We start from the raw sequence: 20,236 nt of genomic DNA, 5'->3' as shown, positions 1-20,236 counted from the left end.
CGCGGCCGGCGAGCTGCGCGGCGCTTGCTAATTCGCTGCCGGCGATCAGGCCGTCGATGCCCTTGTGGACGTAGCCGAGCCGCTGCTCCAGCCGCACCACGGTCTCACCCGAGACGGTGAAGCGGAAATGGCCCGGCTCGATGATGCCGGCATGCACCGGACCGACGGCGACTTGATGCGTGCCATCGCCTTCGACAGGAAGAAATGCGTAAGGCTGCTGCGCCGGCTCCGGCCGCGCGGCGCCGAGCGGCGCTCTGACGCTCCAACGCCCGTGGTCAAGCCAGGGCCGTGGATCCACCGCGCCTTCCGGCCGAAGTCCAAATAGATCGGTGATGGTCCGCTCCAGCCGCAGCGCCGGCAGATGCCGGGCAGCGACCGAGGGGAATGTGCCGGCCGGGCAGTCAAGGCTGATCACCGCAGTCTCGGCGCTACGCGGATCGTAGAGGGCCATGTGCACCATCGTCGGCTCGGCCCACAGCGACAGCAACTGCCAATGCTGCTCGGCCAGCATTCGTGCCGCGAAGCCCCACACTGCCCTGTCCACCACCGCGCGGGTCCACGGCCGATGCCGCGCGACCTGCAGGCCTTCGAGGTTGAGATCGATCAGCGACGGCATGCGATCCCCCTACCCCAACAGTTTCGCGACGTGTTGAAACCACGCCACCAGCGGCGGCGGCAGATACACGCCGGCGATCAGCACCAGCGTCAGATGTGCGAACATCGGCACGTAGCTCGCCTGCGCCGGCGCCCGGCTGCCGCGCGGCCGGCCGAATGCGATGCCGGTGAGCCGCAGCGTCAGCGCGCCGAACGCCACCAGAACACCGAATACCAAGAGCAGCGCCAGCCAGGGCTCGCGCGCGAAGGTCGAGGTGATCAGCAGGAATTCGCTGGTGAACACGCCGAACGGCGGCAGCCCGGCGATCGCCGCGACGCCGGCGACGAGGCCCCAGCCGAGCACTGGGTGAGTCTCGGTGAGCCCACGAATCTTGGCCAGCGACTGCGTGCCTTTGATCTGGGTGATGTGGCCGACCGCGAAGAAGATCGCCGACTTGGTCAGACTGTGCATCACCATGTGCAACAGGCCAGCGAAATTCGCCAGCGGGCCGCCGATGCCGAAGGCGACCACGATGATGCCCATGTGCTCGATCGACGAATAGGCGAACAGCCGTTTGATGTCGCGGCGGCGATACAGCATGAAGCCGGCGAACAGCAGCGACAACAGGCCGAGCACGATCATCAGCGTGCCGGGCGCGATCGCGTCGGCATTGGCGGCGAGCAGCACCTTGAAGCGCAGCAGCGCAAACAGCGCGACGTTGAGCAGCAAGCCCGACAGCACCGCCGAGATCGGCGTCGGACCTTCGGCGTGGGCGTCGGGCAGCCAGGCATGCAGCGGCGCCAGGCCGACCTTGGTGCCGTAGCCGAGAAACAGGAACACGAAGGCGACGTTGAGCAGCGGCGCATCGAAGCCGCCGGCCTTGGCGACCAGTTCGGTCCAGATCATGCCGCCGGCGCCCTCGCCGACCACCGGCCGCGCCGCGACGTAGACCAGGATGGTGCCGAACAGCGCAAACGCGATGCCGACGCTGCCGAGGATGAAGTACTTCCACGCAGCTTCCAGCGCCGCCGGCGTGCGATAGATGCCGACCATCAGCACCGTGGTGAGCGTCGCGAGCTCGACCGCGACCCACATCAGGCCGATATTGTTGGACACGAACGCCAGGTTCATGCCGAACATCATGGTCTGATACATCGCGTGATAGAACCGCAGATAGGCCGGCGTCAGCTTGCCGGTCTCGAGTTCGTGGGCGATGTAGCTTGCGCTGAACAGGCTGGTGGTGAAGCCGACGAAAGTGTTCAGCACGATGAAGACGATGTTGAGGTCGTCGACGAGCAGATAAGCGCCCGGCGCCGGGCGCGGCAGGATCAGCAGCGACACCGCACAGAGGAAGCTGCCGAGGCTCGCCAGCACGTTGAGCCGAGCGGTGAGCCTGTAGCCCGGCAACAGCGCCAGCACGACCGCGGCGCAGACCGGGATCAGCAGCACGCCGGCGACAGGATCGAGCCCCAGGAGCGTTACGGGCGTCATGACCGCTCTCCGCGCGAGACGTCGAGCTGCGAGACGTCGACCGAGTCGAAACGCTCACGGATGCGGAACAGCACGATGCCGATGACGATGAAGGCGATCAGCACCGAGAACGCGACGCTGATCTCGACCACCAGCGGCATGCCCTTGGCGCCGGCGGCGGCGAGGATCAGCCCGTTCTCCAGCGACATGAAGCCGACCACCTGGCTGACGGCATTGCGCCGCGTCACCATGAACAACAGGCCGAGCAGCACCACCGACAGCGCGAAAGCGAGATCCTCGCGAGCCAGCGCGTCGGCATCGGCGGTGACGCGCAGCATCAGCGCCAGCGACAGCGCGACGAGGCCCATGCCGGCCAGCATGGTCATGCCGATGCCGACCACGGTCTCGACCTCGCGATGGATGCCGAGCTTGTAGACGATGCGGCGCAGCGCCACCGGAATGATGATCGCCTTGAAGATCAGCGCGATCGCCGCGGTGACGTAGAGATGCGGCGCGTCCTGGATGAAAGCCTGCCACGCCACCGCCGCCGCCAACATCAGCGCATGCAGCGCGAACACGTTGAGCAGGGAGGTCAGCCGATCCTGATACAGCATCATGAACGATACCAGCACCAGGCCGCCGGCCAGCGAATGAGAGATGTCGAAAGCGAGCCCGTGCATGGTCACAGCCCCTTCGACACGAACAGGAGCAGCGTGCCGAGCAGGCCGAGCATCAGCGCGGCGCCGAGGAACTGCGGCACGCGGAACACGCGCATCTTGGCGGTGGCGGTCTCGAACACGGCGAGCAGGAATCCTGCAGTGGTGAGCTTGACGAGATACAGCGCGGCGCCGGCGAGATAAGCAGCCGGGCCGGCGCCGAACACGCCGATGCCCCAGGGATAGAACAGGCAGATGATCAGCGAGACGTAGAGCAAGAGCTTGAGCTGCGCGCCGAATTCGATCAGCGCCAGATGCCGCCCGGAATATTCCAGGATCATCGCCTCGTGCACCATGGTCAGCTCGAGATGCGTCGAGGGATTGTCGACCGGGATGCGGGCGTTTTCGGCGAGCGCCACGATCACCAGCGCGATCATGGCGAGGCCGAGCGAGACGCGCAGGCCCACTTCCGTCGAGGCGATATGATCGGCGACCGTCGACAGATGCGTCGAGCCGACGACGAGCGCGACGCAGAACACGATCATCAGCATCGCCGGCTCGGCGAGTGCAGCGATCATCACCTCGCGGGACGAGCCGATGCCGCCGAACGAAGTGCCGACGTCCATGCCGGCGAGTGCCAGGAAGAACCGCGCAGTCCCGAGCAGCGCCACGATGACGATCAGGTCCGCGGCCCAGTTGAACAACAGGCCGGTGGCGAAGGTCGGCACCAGCGCGGCCGCGACCCAGATCGCCGCGAAGGTGACGTAAGGCACGGCACGGAACAGCCACGAAGCGTTGTCGGCGAGCACGACGTCCTTGCGCAGCAGCCGGATCAGATCGCGGTAAGGCTGCAGCAGTGACGGACCGCGGCGACGCTGCAGCCGCGCCTTGATCTTGCGGACGAATCCGGTGAGCAGCGGTGCCAGCGCGAACACCAAAAGCATCTGCACGCCCTGCACGGCGATGTCGGTGATCACGTCCATATCGCGAGCACCAGCAGCAGCGTGACGAGCGTGACGAAAACCAGGCTGAGATAGCCGCGGATGGTGAGAAGCTGCATCCGGTTGAGCCGCACGGCGGTGCCGACGATGCCGTTCGCCAGCGGCGCGTAGATCCGCTCCCACACCTGATCGTGGAGTTCGATTCGAAGCCGCGCCGGCGCGATGTCACCTGGCGGCGGCATCGTGACACGATCGCGGGCGCGAAACACCAGCGTGCCGAACACGCGGCGGATCGGCTGCGCGAAGCCGGCGGCGGAATATTGCGCCAGCGGCACCGGATCGGTGAAGCCGCAGCCCCACGCCGGGCCGCGGCGCACACTGCCTGTGGCGAGGAGCCGGATGGCCACGTAGCTCAGCGAGGCCGAGACGATGATGAAGGCGGCCACCAGCAGGCCGTTATACGAGCCCTTGCTCTCGGCCAGCGGCACGATCGACAGCCAGGCCAGCGGCGACTGCGGCGCCAGCCGGTTGCCGAGCAGGTCGGATGCGATCGGCGCCAACGCGTCCATCACCAGGCCGGGCAGCACGCCGGCGAAAAGACAGAGTGCAGCCGGGATGATCATCGCGGCGAGCGAGAAGCGATCGACCTCGTGGGCCTTGCTGGTTGCCGGCCCGCGCGGCCGGCCGAGAAACGTGATGCCATAGGCCTTGACGAAACACGCCGCCGCCAGCGCAGCAGCGAGCGCCATCAGTGCGCCGACCGCGGGCACCAGGATCTTCAGTCCCCATTGCGGCAGCTGCGGACTTTGCAGCACCGCCTGGAAGATCAGCCATTCGGAGACGAAGCCGTTGAACGGCGGCAGCGCGGAGATCGCGATGCTGCCGACCAGAAAGACAACGCTGGTGACCGGCATGCGGTGGATCAGGCCACCCAGCTTGTCCATATCGCGCTCGCCGGTGGCGCTCAGCACGGCGCCGGCGCCGAAGAACAGCAGGCTCTTGAACAGCGAGTGATTGAAGACGTGAAACAGCTTCGCCGTGAAGGCCAGTGCCGCCGGCAGCTTCTCGTCATTGGCCTGGAACGCCAGCGCCAGGCCGAGGCTGACGAAGATGATGCCGACGTTCTCGATCGTCGAATAGGCCAGCAGCCGCTTCAGGTCCTTTTCCATCAGCGCATAGAGGATGCCGATCGGCGCCGTGATGCCACCGAACAACAGCACGATGCCGGAGGTCGACCAGTCGGGCTGGCCGAGCAGATCGAACACCACGCGGATGAAACCGTAGATCGCCACCTTGGTCATGACGCCGCTCATCAGCGCCGAGACTTGGCTCGGTGCCGCCGGGTGCGCCAGCGGCAGCCAGACATGCAGCGGCACCAGGCCGGCTTTGGAGCCGGCGCCGAGCAGCATCAGCAGCAGCACCAGCGTCGCGATCCACGGCGCATGCGGCGCGAGGCGGATCGCCGCGAAACCGTAGTCGCCGGCGGTGCCGGCCAGCAGGCCGAAAGCGAGCAGCAGCATCAGCGTGCCGAAGCTCGCCATCAGCAGATACACGTAGCCGGCGCGGCGATTGGCGGCCTCGCGATGATGCGCCATCACCAGCGCCCATGACGCCAGCGACATGAACTCCCAGCTCAGCAGGAACGAAAATGCGTCGGCGGCCAGCACCACCAGATTCATCCCAGCCAAAAACGCCGGATAGAACGGCAGCACGCGCTGCGGCGCGTGCTCGTGGCGGCCATAGCCGAGCGCATAAAGGCTGGCGAGCGCGCCGCCGAGATCGACAACGACGAGAAAGAACGCCGAGAGCGGGTCGAGGCTGAAATGACTGCCGAGCCACGGCAGGCCGAGCGGCAGCACGATCTCCGCGGGCGGCTCTTGCCGCAGCAACGCGCCGGCCGCGCTCACCAGGGCGATGGTGCAGACGATCGCCGCCAAGCCGTAGACCGACACGCGCCCGAGCCGCGGCGTCCGGGCGGCAGCGACGCCGATCACGGCCGTGGCCAGCAGAGCCGCAACGCAACCGAGTTCGACAGCGAGCGCCGACATCAGGCCAGGGCTCCGCGCCGCGGCGGCCGCGCGGCGGAGCGGAAGCCGGATTGCAGCCCCCCACCCGCCATCAGCCCTGCCTCACCTGCATGGTCCAAGCTCCTCGCGGTTCCAAAGGACCGGATTGTCGCGTGGCCCATCGAAACGCGATTCGATCGATAGTCCAAACACGGCTTGAATATCAATCATGTATTTCTGAATTGCATAAATGATGTCCCAGACATCACTTCGGTGTGGTCTGAGGGCATCTGGCCCAGTCTCGGCACTCTCGCCGTGGATGCCAAGCTCGATCTTGTTCTAGCGCAAGCTGTCCGCACACGATGCGCGGCCGCAATGGCCAAAGTCGCGGTTGACCGCCGGCCGCGCGGACGCGCAGTTAGACGATCCCGTCCGAAAGCCCGACATGTCCGAGACATCCCAACCTGCCCGGCGCACGCCGACCGTCGCGCAATTGCTCGACGCGGTGCGCTTCCTCACCATTCTGCCCGTGCCGAATGCCGAGACCGCGCCTGCGCCGGATTGGCTGACGCGGGCGATGACGTTCTTTCCAGTCGTCGGGGTCGGGATCGGCGTGATCGCGGCGTCTGTGTTTGTGTTGGGGCAATCGCTGTTCGGGCCGACACTGGGGGCGTTACTGGCCGTCACCACCTCGATTGCCATCACTGGCGCGCTGCACGAGGACGGCCTTGCCGACAGCATCGATGCTTTCGGCGGCGGCTGGACCGTCGAGCGCCGGCTCGAGATCATGAAGGACAGCCGCATCGGCACCTACGGCACGCTGGCGCTCGGGCTCGGCGTCACGTTGCGGGTGGCGGCGTTGGCGCTGCTGCCGCTGTGGGCGGCGCTGGCCGCGCTGGTCGCCTGCCACGCTGCGGCGCGGGCGACGCCCGGCTTCGTGACCCGCAAGATGAGCTATGCCGGCCATGTCAGCGGCATGAAGGTAAGCTACGCCGATGCGCCGATGCGCAAGGACGAGTTGGCGCTGGTGCTGATCGCGGTCGGCCTCGCGGCGCTGCCGCTGCTACTCGTCTCGCCCGTGGCGCTGATCGCTGGCCTCGGCCTCGGCACGATGCTGGCTGCCGGCATGGCGGCCTGGTCCAGACGCCTGATCGGCGGCTACACCGGCGACGTGCTCGGCGCGACGGAGCAGATGTTCGAGATCGGATTTCTGCTCGGGGTCGCGGCGGTGCTGGCGCAGTAGTTAGTTTACGCAACCTTTGCACTCAACGCCGTCATGCCCGGGCTTGTCCCGGGCATCCACGAATGCAGCAGGTGTCGCAATCAAGAACGTGGATGGCCGGGACAAGCCCGGCCATGACGAAGTAATTGGCGTGAAGTCTCCTAAAATTAGTGACTAATCATCCACGGCCGCGCCGTCGGGAATCCCTTGGCGCCGCTCTTGGTGCGGGTTTGCAGCCGCGCCGGTTTCTTCAGGCCGGAACAGCAGCCGCAGCCGGGGGCGTGTTTGGCTTTGTATTCGCCGACGCTCATCGGCGCGTTGCGGCTCTTTTCGTTGGTGGCGTGGGCGGTGCGTTGCGCGGCCGGCATGCAGGAGAAGTTCGGCGCGGTGAGCAAAACCCGCGGAGACGACGTCTCGCACACCGGGCACGGCTGCGGCGCTTCGTATTCCGCCATCGGCCGCAGATCGGTGAACGGCCCGCAGGCGTCGCACATGTATTCATAGACTGGCATCGTCGTTTTCCCTTGCGCTGACGATTCTGTCCGCCCCCCGCGATGGGACCCTGATAGGCGGCGCCGGCGGTGATCGCCAGCGGCTTGTCGATCACCGTGGCGCGGTACAGATACGAGTTACTGCCGCCGCCGAGCAGTTGCGCCAGCACTTCGAGCGCCGGGCTCTCGCCCTTGGCGGCGGTCTTGGCCGAAGGCACCAGATACACGCGGCGCATCGTCGGCTGCTCGACACGCGGATCGGCCAGCGTCACGGTGCGCGGGCCGGCCGGAGTCGGCTCCTGCGGCCGCAGCCGCTGCGGCGGAATCGCCGGCTGCGGCGGGATCGAGCCGTAGATGCGCTCGACCACCGGGCGGATTTCGGCGGCATCGACGTCGCCGGCGATCACCAGCGTGGCGTTGTTGGGCGCGTAGAAGCGGCGATAGAACGCCAGCGCGTCCTCGCGATTGAGCTTCTGGATTTCCTGATGCCAGCCGATCACCGGCCGGCCATAGGGATGGTTGAGATACAGCGCCGCCATGATCTGCTCGGTGAGCCGCGCATTGGGATCGTTGGCGACGCGCATGTTGTATTCTTCGAGCACGACGTCGCGCTCGGGCAGCACGTTCTCGTCCTTCAGCACCAGGCCGGTCATGCGGTCGGCCTCGAACGACATCATCTTTTCGAGCTGATCGCGCGGCACGCGCTGGAAGTAACCGGTGTAGTCGAACGACGTGAAGGCGTTTTCGCTGCCACCGACCTTGAGCACGGTCTGGGTGAATTCACCGGCCGGATGCTTCTCGGTGCCCTTGAACATCAGATGTTCGAGGAAATGCGCCAGGCCGGATTTGCCAGGCGTCTCGTCGGCCGAGCCGACCTTGTACCAGATCATCTGCGTCGCCACCGGCGTGCGGTGATCCGGGATCACCACGACATTGAGGCCGTTGGCGAGCGTGAACGTCGACACCGGATCGACCTTGGTCTGGGCCAGTGCCGCGGTGCCGCCGAGCGGCAGCAGCGCAGACAGGAGCGCCGCCTTGAGCAGCGAGCGGCGGGAGGTCGATGGGCGGTGCGTGATCGATTGCTGCAGGGCCGGTTGGGTCATGTCAGGATGTCACCCGATCAGGAAATGGGGAGAACGCACGCGTCGGCGCTCGCGCGGCCAAACCACGCGAGCGATGAGAACGATGCGGCGCAAGACGCGCGAGCTGGATGAAGATTGGTCGGACGGGCCCAGGCTCAATTGCTGGTTTCTTTGCCCGTCATGACGTCGATGCGCTTGTTGTTGAGCGATTCCTTCGGCCCGGTGCCGTAGGCATAGTTCGGCGACGGCGTCTGATAGCCGCTCGGCGGCTGGGTCAGCGTCTCGCGGGTCGGCTCGCCGGTGAACGGCGCGGTCTCGGTCTTGCTGCCGCCGAACACATTCCACAGCGAACCGCTGAAGCCGAGCTGCGACGGGCTCATCATCGGATTGGTCTGCTGATTGCCCGGCTGGGCCGAGTCGCCATTATTGACCTGCTTGGGATCCGAGCGAACGGCATTGAGTTCGGACGGCGTCAGCGGCCGCGACTGCTCGTAATGGCTCGGGAGCGGCTTGGCGGCGGCGGCCTTGGCTTCCTTGCGGCGCTGCACGTCCGGATCCTTGGGCCAGTTCGGCGCCACGGCGTCGGCAGACGCGGCCTCCGGCGGCGGCAGATCGATCTTGGGCGGCACCACCAGCGGCGAGCGCTCGCGATAGTCGATGCCGGCATTGTCCATGTTGGTGGCGCCGATGCCGCGCATCAGGCCGCCGATCAGCTTTTCCTCGAAGGTCTTATCGTCGTCGTCGTCCTGGGCACGGGCGGCGTTGCCGGCGAACACCAGGCCGATGCCGAGCGCAACCGCTCCAAAACGGGCCGCACGCAGCAGGCGGGCCGGCGACCTCGAGGTCATCGTTGAGCTGTCCGCGATGTGGCGCATGCCGTTGATCCTGTTCATGTCTTGCGATCGAACCGGGCGATCCGGCGCCGGCGGCCCAAGGGCCCTATCCGGCAAAAGCCGCGCAGCCCGTATCGTCCGGGATCAGGGCGCTTTTGCGGCGGGTGTCCCCAGCAGGGAGTCATACAACAGCGCCGCCACCCCGACAACGATGGCCACGTCGGCGAGGTTAAAGACGTACCAGTTGTAGGTCTGGCCGCCGATCTGGATGTGGAACAGCGCGAAATCGACCACGGCCCCGTACGCGACGCGGTCGATGGCGTTGCCGATGGCGCCGCCGATGATCAGCCCGAGCGCAACCGTCGCCAGAGTGGTGGTGGAGCGCGCCATCCAGATCGCCAGCGCGATCACCGCGACGACCTTGAAGGCCAGCATCAGCGCCTGCCCGGTCGGCCCCTGCCCGGCAAACCAGCCGTAGGAGATGCCGGTATTCCAGGCCAGGACGAGGTCGAAGAACGAAGTGACCGGGACGACGCCCTTGCCGGCGAGATTGAAGCCGTGGAGCAGCCAGAGCTTGGTGGCCTGATCGAGGATCAGGGAGACGGCTGCGGCGAGGACGCCGGCGCGGAGGGGGGTCATTTTGACGCCCTCTCCTCGTCATGGCCGGGCTCGTCCCGGCCATCCACGAACACCAGCACGGTGCCCGTTGCCGTGGATGGCCGGGTCAAGCCCGGCCATGACGGTGTTTTTGCGGGCACCATCACACTCAAGCGGCGGACGCGCCCAGCGCCTTCCACTCGCGGAGCGCCTGGGCGTCGCGGGGGGTGACGTCGGGGTAGTCGGGGTCGCTGCCGACGCTGGAAAGGATCTTCCAGGAGCGGGCGCATTTGGTGCCCTGCGCCAGTTCGACCACAACGGCGACGCCCGGCACATTGTCGAGCCGGAACGCATCCGCCGGCGCCTCGCCCTCGCGGACTTCGTAGTTCGAGGTGATGCAGATCTCGGCGAGGTCCGTATCGAACACGGTCGACAGCAGCGGCCGGTCGGCGACGTAAATCACCGGCGAGGCTTCGAGCGAGGAGCCGATGCGTTTGGCGGCGCGTTCGACTTCCAGCGCGCCCGTGACGACACGCCGCACCGCGCGGATGGTCTCCCACTTCTTGGCCAGCGCGTCGTCGCGGTAGCTGCCGAGGTCGAGCGGGAACAACGTCAGATGCACGCTCGGCTCGGCATCCGGCCGGTACATCGCCCAGGCTTCGTCGGTGGTGAAGGACAACACCGGCGCCAGCCATTTCAGTACCGCGTCGCAGATGATGTCGATCGCCGTCAGCGCCGCCTTGCGGGCCAGCGACGACGGCGGGTCGCAGTACAGCGTGTCCTTGCGGATGTCGAAGTAGAACGCCGACAGCTCGGTGTTCATGAACGCGGCGAGCGACGCCACCACGGTCTTGTAGTCGAAATCCGCATAGGCCGCGCGGATGGTGGCGCTCTGCTCGGCGAGCTGATGCAGCATCAGCCGCTCCAGCTCCGGCATATCGGCGAACGCCACCGCGTCGTCGCGATGATAGTGATGCAGCGTGCCGAGCATCCAGCGGATCGAGTTGCGCAGCTTGCGATAGGTCTCGACCACGTTCTTGAGGATCTCGGGGCCGATGCGCTGATCGTCGGCATAGTCGGTGGCGCACACCCACAGCCGCAGGATATCGGCGCCGGACGACGCGATCACCTTGGCCGGATCGGTGGTGTTGCCGAGCGACTTCGACATCTTGCGGCCCTGCTCGTCGAGCGTGAAGCCGTGGGTCAGCACGACGTCATAGGGCGCGCGGCCGCGCGTGCCGCAGCTCTCGAGCAGCGACGAATGAAACCAGCCGCGATGCTGATCGCTGCCTTCCAGGTACATCACCGTGTCGGCGCCGCCGTCGACCTTGCGGCGGATGCCGGCGAGGCCGGGGAAGTGAATTGGATCTTCCAGCACGAACGCGTGCGTCGAGCCGGAGTCGAACCAGACGTCGAGAATGTCGTCGACCTTCTGCCACTCTTGGTTGGCGAGCTTGCCGAGGAAGCGCTCGCGCGCGCCCTCCATGTACCAGGCGTCGGCGCCTTCCTGCTCGAAGGCATCGGCGATCCGCGCGTTGACTTCGTCGTCGACCAGGATCTCGGCCGAGCCGTCGCCCTTTTCGCGCACGAACACCGCGATCGGCACGCCCCAGGCGCGCTGCCGCGAAATCACCCAGTCGGGCCGGCCGGAGATCATGCCGGTGATGCGGTTCTGCCCGGCCGGCGGCACCCACTGGGTGACGGAGATGGCCTGCAGGGCGCGGGCGCGGAGCGTATCGCCCGGCTTCGCATCGCTGCGCGCTCCCTCTCCCGCTTGCGGGAGAGGGTTGGGGTGAGGGCGCCCCGAGGATGGCGTCCCGCTGTGGACCCCCACCCCCGACCCCTCCCCGCAAGGGGGAGGGGGGAGGATGTCCTTGTCCATCGCGATGAACCATTGCGGCGTGTTGCGGAAGATCACCGGCTTCTTCGAGCGCCAGGAATGCGGGTACTGATGCTTGAGCCGGCCGCGCGCCAGCAGCATGCCGCGTTCGATCAGCGCCTGGATCACCGCCTCGTTGGCGTCGCCCTTCTCGCCCTTGTCGTTGATCACCCGCTTGCCGGTGAAGCCCGGCGCATGCTCGGTGAGCGCGCCGTTCTCATCGACGGTGTAGGGGATCGTCGAGGCGATGCCACGCGCTTCGAGCGCGCGGGCATTATGCATCCAGATATCGAAGTCCTCGCGGCCGTGGCCCGGCGCGGTGTGGACGAAGCCGGTGCCGGTGTCGTCGGTGACGTGATCACCGTCGAGGAGAGGGACGGTGAATCCGTAGCTCCCTGCAAGGCCCCGCAATGGATGATCGCACACGAGGCTACCAAGCACTCGAGCATCTACGTCACTGAGCTTTTCATACTCTTCGACGCGAGCCTGCTTGAATACGCTTTCGGCCAAATTTTCGGCGAGAACGAACATTTCGCCCGGCTTTGCCCAATTGTCAGCCGGCGCACGCCTGACGCCGTAGAGCGCATACTTGATTTTCGATGAGAAAGAGATTGCTCGGTTGCCAGGCAGCGTCCACGGCGTGGTAGTCCAAATGACGATCGACGCATTGAGAAGCGCCATGTCCTTGAACACCGGCTGACTACCGGTCTCCAAATCCTTGTACTCTTCCTTGATTGGAAACTTCACCCACACCGTATCGCTGGTGTAGTCCTCGTACTCCACCTCCGCCTCGGCGAGCGCAGTCTTTTCCACCACGCTCCACATCACCGGCTTACTGCCGCGATACAGCGTGCCGTTGGCGGCGAACTTCATCAATTCGCGGGCGATCTGGGCTTCGGCGAAGTAATCCATCGTTGCGTAGGGGTGATCCCAATCGCCGATGACGCCGAGTCGCTTGAACTCCTCGCGCTGGACGTTCAGCCACTTGGTGGCGTAGGCGCGGCACTCCTTGCGGAACGCCACCATTGCGGCCGAATCCTTGAAGTTCGGCTTCGGCTTGCCTTTGCTGCGATAGTTCTCTTCCTCGATCTTCCACTCGATCGGCAGGCCGTGGCAGTCCCAGCCCGGCACGTAGTTGGAATCGTGACCGAGCATCTGCTGGCTCTTGGTCACGACGTCCTTGAGGATCTTGTTGAGCGCGTGGCCGATATGGATGTTGCCGTTGGCGTAAGGGGGGCCGTCGTGCAGCACGAACTTGGCACGGCCGCGCGCGCTCTCGCGCAGCTTGCCGTAGAGGTCGATCTCCTGCCAGCGCTTGAGCATTTCGGGCTCGCGCTGCGGCAGCCCGGCGCGCATCGGAAACTCCGTCTGCGGCAGGAAAAGCGTCTTGGAATAGTCGTTAGTGTCGGATTTTTCAGGCTTGTCGGACATGGAAGCTCTGGGTCAAGAGGCGCTGGCGCGATCGAACGCGCGGATGTGAGGCGGGACCCGGTCTTGCGCCGAACTTGAAGCTCAGGCGGAAGCCGGGACGCTAATGCTGATGATGGCGCGCCGTATAGACATGCGGGCATTCATTAGCAGGCGGTCGCAGGATCGCAAAGCCCCGCGGCGGTCATCCTTGCGTTGGGCTTTTGCCAAGCGGCCGCGCTGGGTTGCCGCCGACGACGGCGCCGGGGGCGACGTCGCGGGTGACCACGCTGCCGGCCCCGATCACCGCACCGTCCCCGATTGAGACACCCGGCAGGATGATGGCGCCGCCGCCAATCCAGACGTCGGCGCCGATCGTCACCGGGCGGCCGAATTCGAGGCCTTCGCGCCTTGTGGCGGCGTCGCGCGGGTGGTCGGCGGCGTAGATCTGCACCGCCGGGCCGATCTGGGTGCGGTCGCCGATCACCACCGGCATGATGTCGAGGATGACGCAGTTGAAATTCAGGAAGACGTTGTCGCCGAGGCGGATGTTGTAGCCGCAGTCGCAGAAGAACGGCGGCCGCACCACAACGCCTTTGCCGACGGCGCCGAAATGCTCGGAGAGGAGCTTGTGGCGCTCCGCCGCCGGCTGCGCGCCGGAGACGTTGTAGCGGGCCATCCAGGCCTTGTTGGCGGCCTCGTCCGCGGCCAGCTCCGGGCTGCCGGGGCGATACAGCTCGCCCGCCAGCATCTTCTCTTTCTCGGTCCGGCTCACCCGAGCGTGCCGAGCTTCGGGAAGGCGCCGGGCGCCGCCGCCAGCGCCGCGCGGGCGCGCGCCGAGTCGTCGTCCATCTGCCGGATCAGCGCGTCGATGTCGTCAAACTTGGCTTCGGGGCGGATGAAATCGATGAAGGCGACGTCGAGGGTCTCGCCGTAGAGAGATTCCTTGAAGTCGAACACGAACACTTCGAGCAGCGGCGCGCCGTTGTCGAAGGTCGGGCGGCGGCCAAAATTCGCCACCGCGTCGTAGAGCCTGCCGCCGCGGGCAACGCGCACCGCGTAGATGCCGTGGCGCAGGCTGCATTCCGGATCGAGCCGGATATTGGCGGTCGGATAGCCGAGGTCGCGGCCGCGCTTGTCACCGTGGATCACTTCGCCGGAGACGAACCACGGCCCGCTCAGCATGTCGGTGGCGGCAGCGATGTCGCCGGCTTCCAGCGCCTTCCGGATCGCGCTCGACGACACCGGATGATCGCCAAAATCGACATGGGGCTGGACATCGACCTCGATGCCGAGCGCCGGTGCCTCGCCGACCAGCATCGCCGGCGAGCCGCCGCGGCCCTTGCCGAAATGGAAATCGTAGCCGATGGCGATGCCGGTGACGCCGAGGCGCTCGATCAGCTCCTGCCGGATGAAATCGTGCGCGGTGGTCGAGGCGCGGCGCTGGTCGAAGCTCAGCACCACTGCGCCATCAAGCCCGGTGCCGGCCAAGAGCCGCAGCTTGCCGCGCTCGTCGGTGAGCCGGAACTGCGGCGCGTCCGGCGCGAAGAATTTGCGCGGGTGCGGCTCGAACGTGACCGCAAACGCCGGCGCCTTGCGGATACGGGCCATGTCCAGGCAGGCGCCGATGACGGCGCGGTGGCCGCGGTGGACGCCGTCGAAATTACCCATCGCCACCACCGATCCACGAGGGATGTCGGCCACTTGGGTGGTGTCGCGGATCACCGCAAAGCCAGTCATGTCGGATTCAATTCTTCGCATATTCGGTGGGAGCGGGACCGTGACGCGGAGCCGCAACCGAAGTCAAGCCGGGGGCGAGCGCGGAGCCAGCAGCCACGCCTCTCCACGGCAGTCTCTGCGGCAACAGAACCCGGATCGCCCTACTCGCCGCCGCGCATGGGCGGCACTTCGAGCTTGTCGCCGCGGCAGGCGCGGCGGTCGATCTCCTCGCAGGCCCGGAACTGCAGGTCCTTGCTCATGCAGATGCGGACCTCGGTCAGCCGGGTGCGATCGCAGCTCACGGCAATCGCCGCGTTGGACAGGCCGGGATTGACCTTGATGAAGGCGTCCTCGACCTCGGCCGGCGTCACCGTCCGCGGTTCCTTGGCGTCGATGAAGTCCGGCGGGATGCGGACGGCGGCCCGCGCCTTGCGGATTTCCTCGAAATAGGCGCGCTGCGGCAGCCCCGAGCAGGTGCCGTGCTTGTCCCATTCGTTGAAGATCAGGCCCGGTGCCGGCATCAGATCGAGCATCGAATTGAGGATGCGGCGGTCGAGCCGCGGCGATGGCCGCTGGCAGTATTCCGGAAAGCCGCGCTCGTATTGCGGCCACAGCCCGTGGACCACGAACGAGAACGGCCGGCCGCCGCACTGGATCTGCTGCGAGCGGCCGGCGTTGCCGCGCTCCGACGCCTGCTCGCAGAACGACGGCGACCATGACAGCGCCAGCACATAGAAGTCGAATTCGCCCGGCGCGTTCTGCCGGCTGTCCTGAGCCTGCGCGGCGCCTGCGGCCAGCAAGGCGCCCAGCATCCAAAAGATCAGGCCACGCCCCACGCGGGCCAAGCTGAAAACGAACATGAAAAACACCCCACTACCCCATCAACGCGGGCAGCGTAGCAGAGCTGATCGGAACATTTCAAGAACACGAAAGGCCAAGCGGCGTTGGCCTATCGTCTCACGTCAACGATCAGGGCTTGGCGCCCTTGCAGGCCGGATTGAAGGCCCAGTTGCGGTCGAGGCCGACGACGCAGAACTCGACGCCGTGGCCGAAGCTGGCCAGCCCGCCATCCTCGATGATCGAGAAATGCACCGGGCGGACTTTGCCGTCGTTGAGCATCACTTCGCCCGCACAATAGCGGCGCGGAATGTTGTCGCTCTGCCAGGGACGGAACGCGACCTCGTGGATCTTGCCGTAGGCGGTGATCTCCAGCGCCGAATTCCAGAAGGTGCTTTCCTTCTCGCGGAACTGATAGGTGATCGACGGCAGCGCCGATTCGCAGGCCGGCAGGTTGCCGTCGTAGCGCGGGCCGGACAGCCAGAAGTTCAATTCCAACGGATTGGCGGCTTGTGCGCCGGGAGCCAGCGCCAGCAGGCCGAGCACGGCAAGCGTCGCCGAAGTGAGAGTCTTGATCGCGAGGAAGCGCATGGAGGTCCACCGGATTTCGGAGTGGCGACGGTGCCGCGCCCGTGGCCCGAAATCAAGTGCAGCGCGGCCACACTGGTGAACATCCCCGCGCAAAGCACGTTTCGCATTCTTTCCAGGCGATGCGACCGAACTAGAGTCGCCTCAAGCGAACAAGGAGATTGCAATGCGCATGACGAAGGCCGCAGGCCTCGCCGTCCTCGGTGCGGTACTGACCGCCACCGCCAGCCACGCCGACACCGTGCCTGCCTTCAAGGGCAACGATACCGGCGGGATCATCTCCTACAACCTCGTCGGCCATGCCGACGTCCGCGCCATGGCGATCGATCACTGTGCCCGTTACGGCAAGGTGGTGAAGCTGCTCGGCGTCCAGCCGACCTATGGCGGCTATATCTCGTTCTCCTGCCGCTGGGTGCCGTACGGCTCCAGTGAGCGGCCGATCCGCACCAAGTACTGAGACGGGAGCGCGGCGCGCAGAGTCGCCGTAATGCAACAGCCGCCAATCTTCGTGCCGGGGACCGGTTGACAGAGCCGGTCCCGCCGACTGTTATAATATAACATCGAGAAAAGCGGCCGGGGGGTCGCTTTGCACCTGTGGGTGGGCATGAACTGGGTGCGAACAAATGTCTGGCTGGGGGCACGGCTTGCGCTGATCGCGCTCGCCTTGCAGTTCGCCGCCGCATTCGGCCACTTCCACCCGTTGGCACTTTCGACCCCGGCGCAGATCACCGTCGCCAGCGCGCCGAGCCAGCCCGACACCGATCATCACCACGAAGGCATCGCCGACTTCTGCGCGATCTGCGCCGTGGTGGCGATGGCCGGCTCGATGCTGGCGGCCTCGCCGCCGATGCTGCCGCTGCAGCAGGCCACGCCGCTCCAGCTCCACCTTCCCGCCGCCGATGCGCTGCATGCGCGGGCGGCTGTTGCGGCGTTCCAGCCCCGCGGCCCACCGCTGTCCTGACACCACGACCTTTCACGCGTGCCTGCCGGCGTCGGCGGCCCGCAGACGTCGTCATCGATCCGCCATGCGCGGATCCCCGGCCCGAGCGCAAGCGCTCCGCCGGGTGAATCAGGATAGTTTCATGTTCGCTCCCTTCCACACCGGGCTGCTCCTCGGCAGCGTGGCTCTGGTTACGTTCGATCTCGCCGCGGCGACGCGCGCCTATGCTCAGGCCGCCGCCACCGCCCTCCCCGAAGTCACCGTAACGGCGCCGAGCCCGATCGTGCGACGCAAGCCGGCCGCTGCGCCCGCGCCGCGCGTCGCCCGTGTCTCTGCCCCGGCCCGGCAACGCGGGCCGGCGCCCGCCGAGACCCCGCCGGTTGCGCAAGCCACGCCATCGCCGCAGCCCGGCGTGCTGCCGATCGTTACCGATCAGTTCGCCACCGTCACGGTGGTGCCGAACGACGAAATCCGCCGCAGCGGCGGCGGCACGCTCGGCGATCTGCTCAACAACAAGCCCGGGATCACCGGCTCGAGCTACGCGCCCGGCGGCTCCAGCCGGCCGATCATCCGCGGCCTCGACGTCAATCGCGTCAGCATCATCGAGAACGGCATCGGCAGCAACGGCGCCTCCGATCTCGGCGAGGATCACTTCGTGCCGATCGATCCGCTCGCCACCAACCAAGTCGAGGTCATCCGCGGCCCGGCGACGCTGCGCTATGGCTCGACCGCGATCGGCGGCGTCGTCAGCGCAACCAACAACCGTATCCCCGACGCGCCGCCGCCTTGCGCGGCGCCGTTCCAGAACTACGGCCTGCCGACTCCCGCGCCCAACGCGCTCGGCGCCGGCTGCATGAATGCCGAAGTGCGTAGCGCGGTCAGCTCGGTCGATCGCGGCACCGAGGGCGCACTGCTGCTCGACGGCGGGGCCAAGAACGTCGCCGTGCACGCCGACGTCTACGGCCGCAACGCCGGCGACTACAACGTACCGAGCTATCCCTATGCGCAGCCCGGCCTGCCGTTCAACGGCCGCCAGCCGAACTCGGCTGCGACCGCCGCGGGCGCTTCGGTCGGCGGCTCGTATCTGTTCGACGGCGGCTTCCTCGGCGCTTCGATCACGCAGAACAATTCGATCTACCGCATTCCCGGCGTCGAAGGCTCGCAGGTCGGCACCCGCATCCAGGCGCGGCAGACCAAGTTCAACGCCAAGGGCGAGTATCGCCCCGATGCGGCGGCGATCGATGCGATCCGGTTCTGGGTCGGCGCGACCGACTACAAGCACACCGAGGTCGGGCTCGCGGACGCGAGCGATCCGAGCTCGGACGGCATCCGCCAGACCTTCACCAATCGCGAGCAGGAAGGCCGGCTCGAAGTCCAGCTGACGCCGTTCAACGCCGGCTTTGCGGCGGTGACGACGGCGGTCGGCGTCCAGGCCAGCCATCAGGAGCTCAACGCGCCGAGCCCGGACAATCCGACGAGCCCGATCAACGGCCTGTTCGATTTCAACAAGAACACCAAGGTCGCTGGCTACGTCTTCAACGAACTGCAGTTCACCGACACCACCAAGGCGCAGGTCGCGGGGCGCGTCGAACACGTCGATCTGTCGGGCATGACGCCGTCGATCATCCCGGACCTGTTCGACCTCAATGCCGATCCGGCGGCAATCGGGCCGTCGACGGCGCGCAGCCTGTCGTTCACGCCCAAGAGCGGCAGCCTCGGGCTGATCCAGGCGCTGCCGTGGGGATTGTCGGCCTCGATCACCGGCCAATATGTCGAGCGCGCGCCCAAGCCCGCCGAATTGTTCTCGCGCGGCGGCCACGACGCCACCGAGACCTTCGATATCGGCAACCCCAACCTGAAGATCGAGACCGCCAAGTCGGTCGAACTCGGGCTGCGCCGGGCCGAAGGCCCGTTCCGCTTCGAGATCACCGGTTACTACACGCGGTTCAACGGCTTCATCTATCGGCGGCTGACCGGCAACACCTGCGACGATGCGAGCTGTGTCGATCCGGCGACCGGCACGCTGGAGCTGAACCAGGCGGTCTACTCGCAGCGCGACGCCACCTTCCGCGGTGGCGAATTCCAGAGCCAGCTCGACGTCTCGCAGATCTGGGGCGGCACCTGGGGCGTCGAGAATCAGTTCGACGTGGTGCGGGCGACCTTCACCGACGGCACCAACGTGCCGCGCATCCCGCCGGTGCGCCTCGGCGGCGGCCTGTTCTGGCGCGACAGCAACTGGCTGGCGCGCGTCAACCTGCTGCACGCCTTCGCGCAGAACGACGTCGCGCCGATCGCCGAGACGGCGACGCCCGGCTACAACCTGCTGAAGGCCGAGATCAGCTACAAGACCAAGCTCGATCCCAACGCATGGGGCGCGCGCGAGATGCTGGTCGGCGTCATCGGCAACAATCTGCTCAACGAGAACATCCGCAACGCGGTGTCGTACAGCAAGGACAACGTCCTGCTGCCCGGCATCGGCGTGCGGGCTTTCGCGAATTTGAAGTTCTGACGTAGGACGTAGGGTGGGCAAAGGCGCGCAGCGCCGTGCCCACGCAAAGCTCGCACCGCGGAGACGCTGCGCGTGGGCTTCGCTGGCGCTCAGCCCACCCTACGGACTACGAACTAAACCTCACAACGTCATTCCGGGGCGCTCACGAAGTGAGCGAACCCGGAATCTAGAGATTGTAGCAAAGAGAGATTCCGGGTTCGCGAGCTTCGCTCGCGCCCCGGAATGACGAACTGGACGAATATGAACTGGGTGCGGACCAACATCCGACTGGGGACGCGGCTGGCGCTGATCGCGCTGGCGCTGCACTTCGTCGTGGCGTTCGGTCACTTCCACCAGATCGTCATCCAGTCGGCGGTGCTCACACTCACCGCCGCCGATCCGGGCCCGCCCGACTCCGATCCCGCCACCGACGACAACGCCGACACCTGCACGATCTGCGCCGTCATGGCGATGCGGACGCGATA

General features: G+C 66.6%; 16 protein-coding genes and 3 pseudogenes. 5 read left to right on the top strand and 14 right to left on the bottom strand.

All coding sequences use genetic code 11. The features are described from left to right. The 5 genes and pseudogenes from I5M_RS06910 to hyfB form a co-directional block, all read right to left on the bottom strand. A pseudogene (locus tag I5M_RS06910) lies at window positions 1-616 on the bottom strand (NADH-quinone oxidoreductase subunit C); the annotation flags it as partial. A 9-nt stretch (window positions 617-625) separates the two neighbouring features. Then, entirely contained in the window at window positions 626-2,086 is a 1,461-nt protein-coding gene (locus tag I5M_RS06905; RefSeq protein ID WP_022720731.1) for a hydrogenase 4 subunit F, read from the bottom strand. Then, window positions 2,083-2,745 (bottom strand): hydrogenase-4 component E, encoded by a 663-nt coding sequence (locus I5M_RS06900; RefSeq protein WP_031335675.1) that lies wholly within the window; start codon window positions 2,743-2,745, stop codon window positions 2,083-2,085. Before I5M_RS06900 ends, I5M_RS06905 begins: the two co-directional genes overlap by 4 nt. Before the next feature lie 2 nt (window positions 2,746-2,747). After that, window positions 2,748-3,704 (bottom strand): respiratory chain complex I subunit 1 family protein, encoded by a 957-nt coding sequence (locus I5M_RS06895; RefSeq protein WP_022720729.1) that lies wholly within the window; start codon window positions 3,702-3,704, stop codon window positions 2,748-2,750. Continuing rightward, window positions 3,695-5,710 (bottom strand): hydrogenase 4 subunit B, encoded by a 2,016-nt coding sequence (gene hyfB, locus I5M_RS06890; protein WP_022720728.1) that lies wholly within the window; start codon window positions 5,708-5,710, stop codon window positions 3,695-3,697. Before hyfB ends, I5M_RS06895 begins: the two co-directional genes overlap by 10 nt. Before the next feature lie 403 nt (window positions 5,711-6,113). On the opposite strand from hyfB, the gene cobS reads away from it, so the two are divergent. Further along, complete coding sequence (gene cobS, locus I5M_RS06885; protein WP_022720727.1) at window positions 6,114-6,911, top strand: adenosylcobinamide-GDP ribazoletransferase; 798 nt, start codon at window positions 6,114-6,116, stop codon at window positions 6,909-6,911. Window positions 6,912-7,057: 146 nt separating this feature from the next. On the opposite strand, the gene I5M_RS06880 is transcribed toward cobS, so the two are convergent. The 9 genes and pseudogenes from I5M_RS06880 to I5M_RS06840 all read right to left on the bottom strand — a co-directional run bounded on the left by I5M_RS06880 (window position 7,058) and on the right by I5M_RS06840 (window position 16,326). Continuing rightward, window positions 7,058-7,402, bottom strand: a complete 345-nt coding sequence (locus I5M_RS06880) for a zinc ribbon domain-containing protein (RefSeq protein WP_022720726.1) — start codon at window positions 7,400-7,402, stop codon at window positions 7,058-7,060. A gap of 47 nt (window positions 7,403-7,449) precedes the next feature. Next, window positions 7,450-8,484, bottom strand: a pseudogene (locus I5M_RS06875) (M16 family metallopeptidase); the annotation flags it as partial. 134 nt (window positions 8,485-8,618) lie between these two features. Next, entirely contained in the window at window positions 8,619-9,338 is a 720-nt protein-coding gene (locus tag I5M_RS06870; RefSeq protein ID WP_051048677.1) for a hypothetical protein, read from the bottom strand. Window positions 9,339-9,440: 102 nt separating this feature from the next. Next, a complete protein-coding gene (gene lspA, locus I5M_RS06865; protein WP_022720723.1) occupies window positions 9,441-9,935 on the bottom strand; it encodes a signal peptidase II in 495 nt (164 codons plus the stop codon). A gap of 127 nt (window positions 9,936-10,062) precedes the next feature. Then, a complete protein-coding gene (gene ileS / locus I5M_RS06860; RefSeq protein ID WP_022720722.1) occupies window positions 10,063-13,203 on the bottom strand; it encodes an isoleucine--tRNA ligase in 3,141 nt (1,046 codons plus the stop codon). 181 nt (window positions 13,204-13,384) lie between these two features. Then, on the bottom strand, window positions 13,385-13,954 hold the full coding sequence (locus I5M_RS06855; RefSeq protein ID WP_022720721.1) for a sugar O-acetyltransferase: 570 nt from the start codon (window positions 13,952-13,954) through the stop codon (window positions 13,385-13,387). After that, window positions 13,951-14,919: a bifunctional riboflavin kinase/FAD synthetase gene (locus tag I5M_RS06850; protein WP_022720720.1), complete on the bottom strand. Its 969-nt coding sequence runs from the start codon at window positions 14,917-14,919 to the stop codon at window positions 13,951-13,953. Before I5M_RS06850 ends, I5M_RS06855 begins: the two co-directional genes overlap by 4 nt. A gap of 140 nt (window positions 14,920-15,059) precedes the next feature. Continuing rightward, complete coding sequence (locus tag I5M_RS06845; protein ID WP_031335668.1) at window positions 15,060-15,758, bottom strand: ribonuclease T2; 699 nt, start codon at window positions 15,756-15,758, stop codon at window positions 15,060-15,062. A gap of 109 nt (window positions 15,759-15,867) precedes the next feature. Next, complete coding sequence (locus I5M_RS06840) at window positions 15,868-16,326, bottom strand: hypothetical protein (RefSeq protein WP_022720718.1); 459 nt, start codon at window positions 16,324-16,326, stop codon at window positions 15,868-15,870. Between the two features lie 163 nt (window positions 16,327-16,489). Between I5M_RS06840 and I5M_RS06835 the strand changes: the two genes are divergently transcribed. The 4 genes and pseudogenes from I5M_RS06835 to I5M_RS06820 form a co-directional block, all read left to right on the top strand. Continuing rightward, window positions 16,490-16,780: a hypothetical protein gene (locus I5M_RS06835; RefSeq protein WP_022720717.1), complete on the top strand. Its 291-nt coding sequence runs from the start codon at window positions 16,490-16,492 to the stop codon at window positions 16,778-16,780. Between the two features lie 147 nt (window positions 16,781-16,927). Continuing rightward, window positions 16,928-17,284 carry a hypothetical protein gene (locus tag I5M_RS06830; protein ID WP_022720716.1) on the top strand — a complete coding sequence of 119 codons (357 nt, stop codon included), beginning with the start codon at window positions 16,928-16,930 and terminating at the stop codon, window positions 17,282-17,284. Window positions 17,285-17,405: 121 nt separating this feature from the next. Next, window positions 17,406-19,772, top strand: coding sequence for a TonB-dependent receptor (locus tag I5M_RS06825; protein WP_022720715.1), 2,367 nt, complete (start codon window positions 17,406-17,408; stop codon window positions 19,770-19,772). A 222-nt stretch (window positions 19,773-19,994) separates the two neighbouring features. Further along, window positions 19,995-20,236 (top strand): annotated as a pseudogene (locus tag I5M_RS06820) (hypothetical protein); the annotation flags it as partial.

The sequence above is a fragment of the Rhodopseudomonas sp. B29 genome (genome assembly GCF_000333455.1).
Lineage (GTDB): Bacteria > Pseudomonadota > Alphaproteobacteria > Rhizobiales > Xanthobacteraceae > Rhodopseudomonas.
The sequence above is the reverse complement of the archived record's forward strand: the minus strand, read 5'-3'. Positions and strand labels throughout refer to the sequence as shown.

Coding starts and splice junctions, on each gene's coding strand:
- I5M_RS06895 (WP_022720729.1), bottom strand. CDS start 3,704: ATGGACGTGATCACCGACATCGCCGTGCAGGGCGTGCAGATGCTTTTG.
- lspA (WP_022720723.1), bottom strand. CDS start 9,935: ATGACCCCCCTCCGCGCCGGCGTCCTCGCCGCAGCCGTCTCCCTGATC.
- I5M_RS06870 (WP_051048677.1), bottom strand. CDS start 9,338: ATGCGCCACATCGCGGACAGCTCAACGATGACCTCGAGGTCGCCGGCC.
- I5M_RS06835 (WP_022720717.1), top strand. CDS start 16,490: ATGCGCATGACGAAGGCCGCAGGCCTCGCCGTCCTCGGTGCGGTACTG.
- I5M_RS06880 (WP_022720726.1), bottom strand. CDS start 7,402: ATGCCAGTCTATGAATACATGTGCGACGCCTGCGGGCCGTTCACCGAT.
- I5M_RS06850 (WP_022720720.1), bottom strand. CDS start 14,919: ATGACTGGCTTTGCGGTGATCCGCGACACCACCCAAGTGGCCGACATC.
- I5M_RS06845 (WP_031335668.1), bottom strand. CDS start 15,758: ATGTTCGTTTTCAGCTTGGCCCGCGTGGGGCGTGGCCTGATCTTTTGG.
- I5M_RS06905 (WP_022720731.1), bottom strand. CDS start 2,086: ATGACGCCCGTAACGCTCCTGGGGCTCGATCCTGTCGCCGGCGTGCTG.
- I5M_RS06900 (WP_031335675.1), bottom strand. CDS start 2,745: ATGCACGGGCTCGCTTTCGACATCTCTCATTCGCTGGCCGGCGGCCTG.
- I5M_RS06825 (WP_022720715.1), top strand. CDS start 17,406: ATGTTCGCTCCCTTCCACACCGGGCTGCTCCTCGGCAGCGTGGCTCTG.
- I5M_RS06830 (WP_022720716.1), top strand. CDS start 16,928: ATGAACTGGGTGCGAACAAATGTCTGGCTGGGGGCACGGCTTGCGCTG.
- hyfB (WP_022720728.1), bottom strand. CDS start 5,710: ATGTCGGCGCTCGCTGTCGAACTCGGTTGCGTTGCGGCTCTGCTGGCC.
- I5M_RS06840 (WP_022720718.1), bottom strand. CDS start 16,326: ATGCGCTTCCTCGCGATCAAGACTCTCACTTCGGCGACGCTTGCCGTG.
- ileS (WP_022720722.1), bottom strand. CDS start 13,203: ATGTCCGACAAGCCTGAAAAATCCGACACTAACGACTATTCCAAGACG.
- cobS (WP_022720727.1), top strand. CDS start 6,114: ATGTCCGAGACATCCCAACCTGCCCGGCGCACGCCGACCGTCGCGCAA.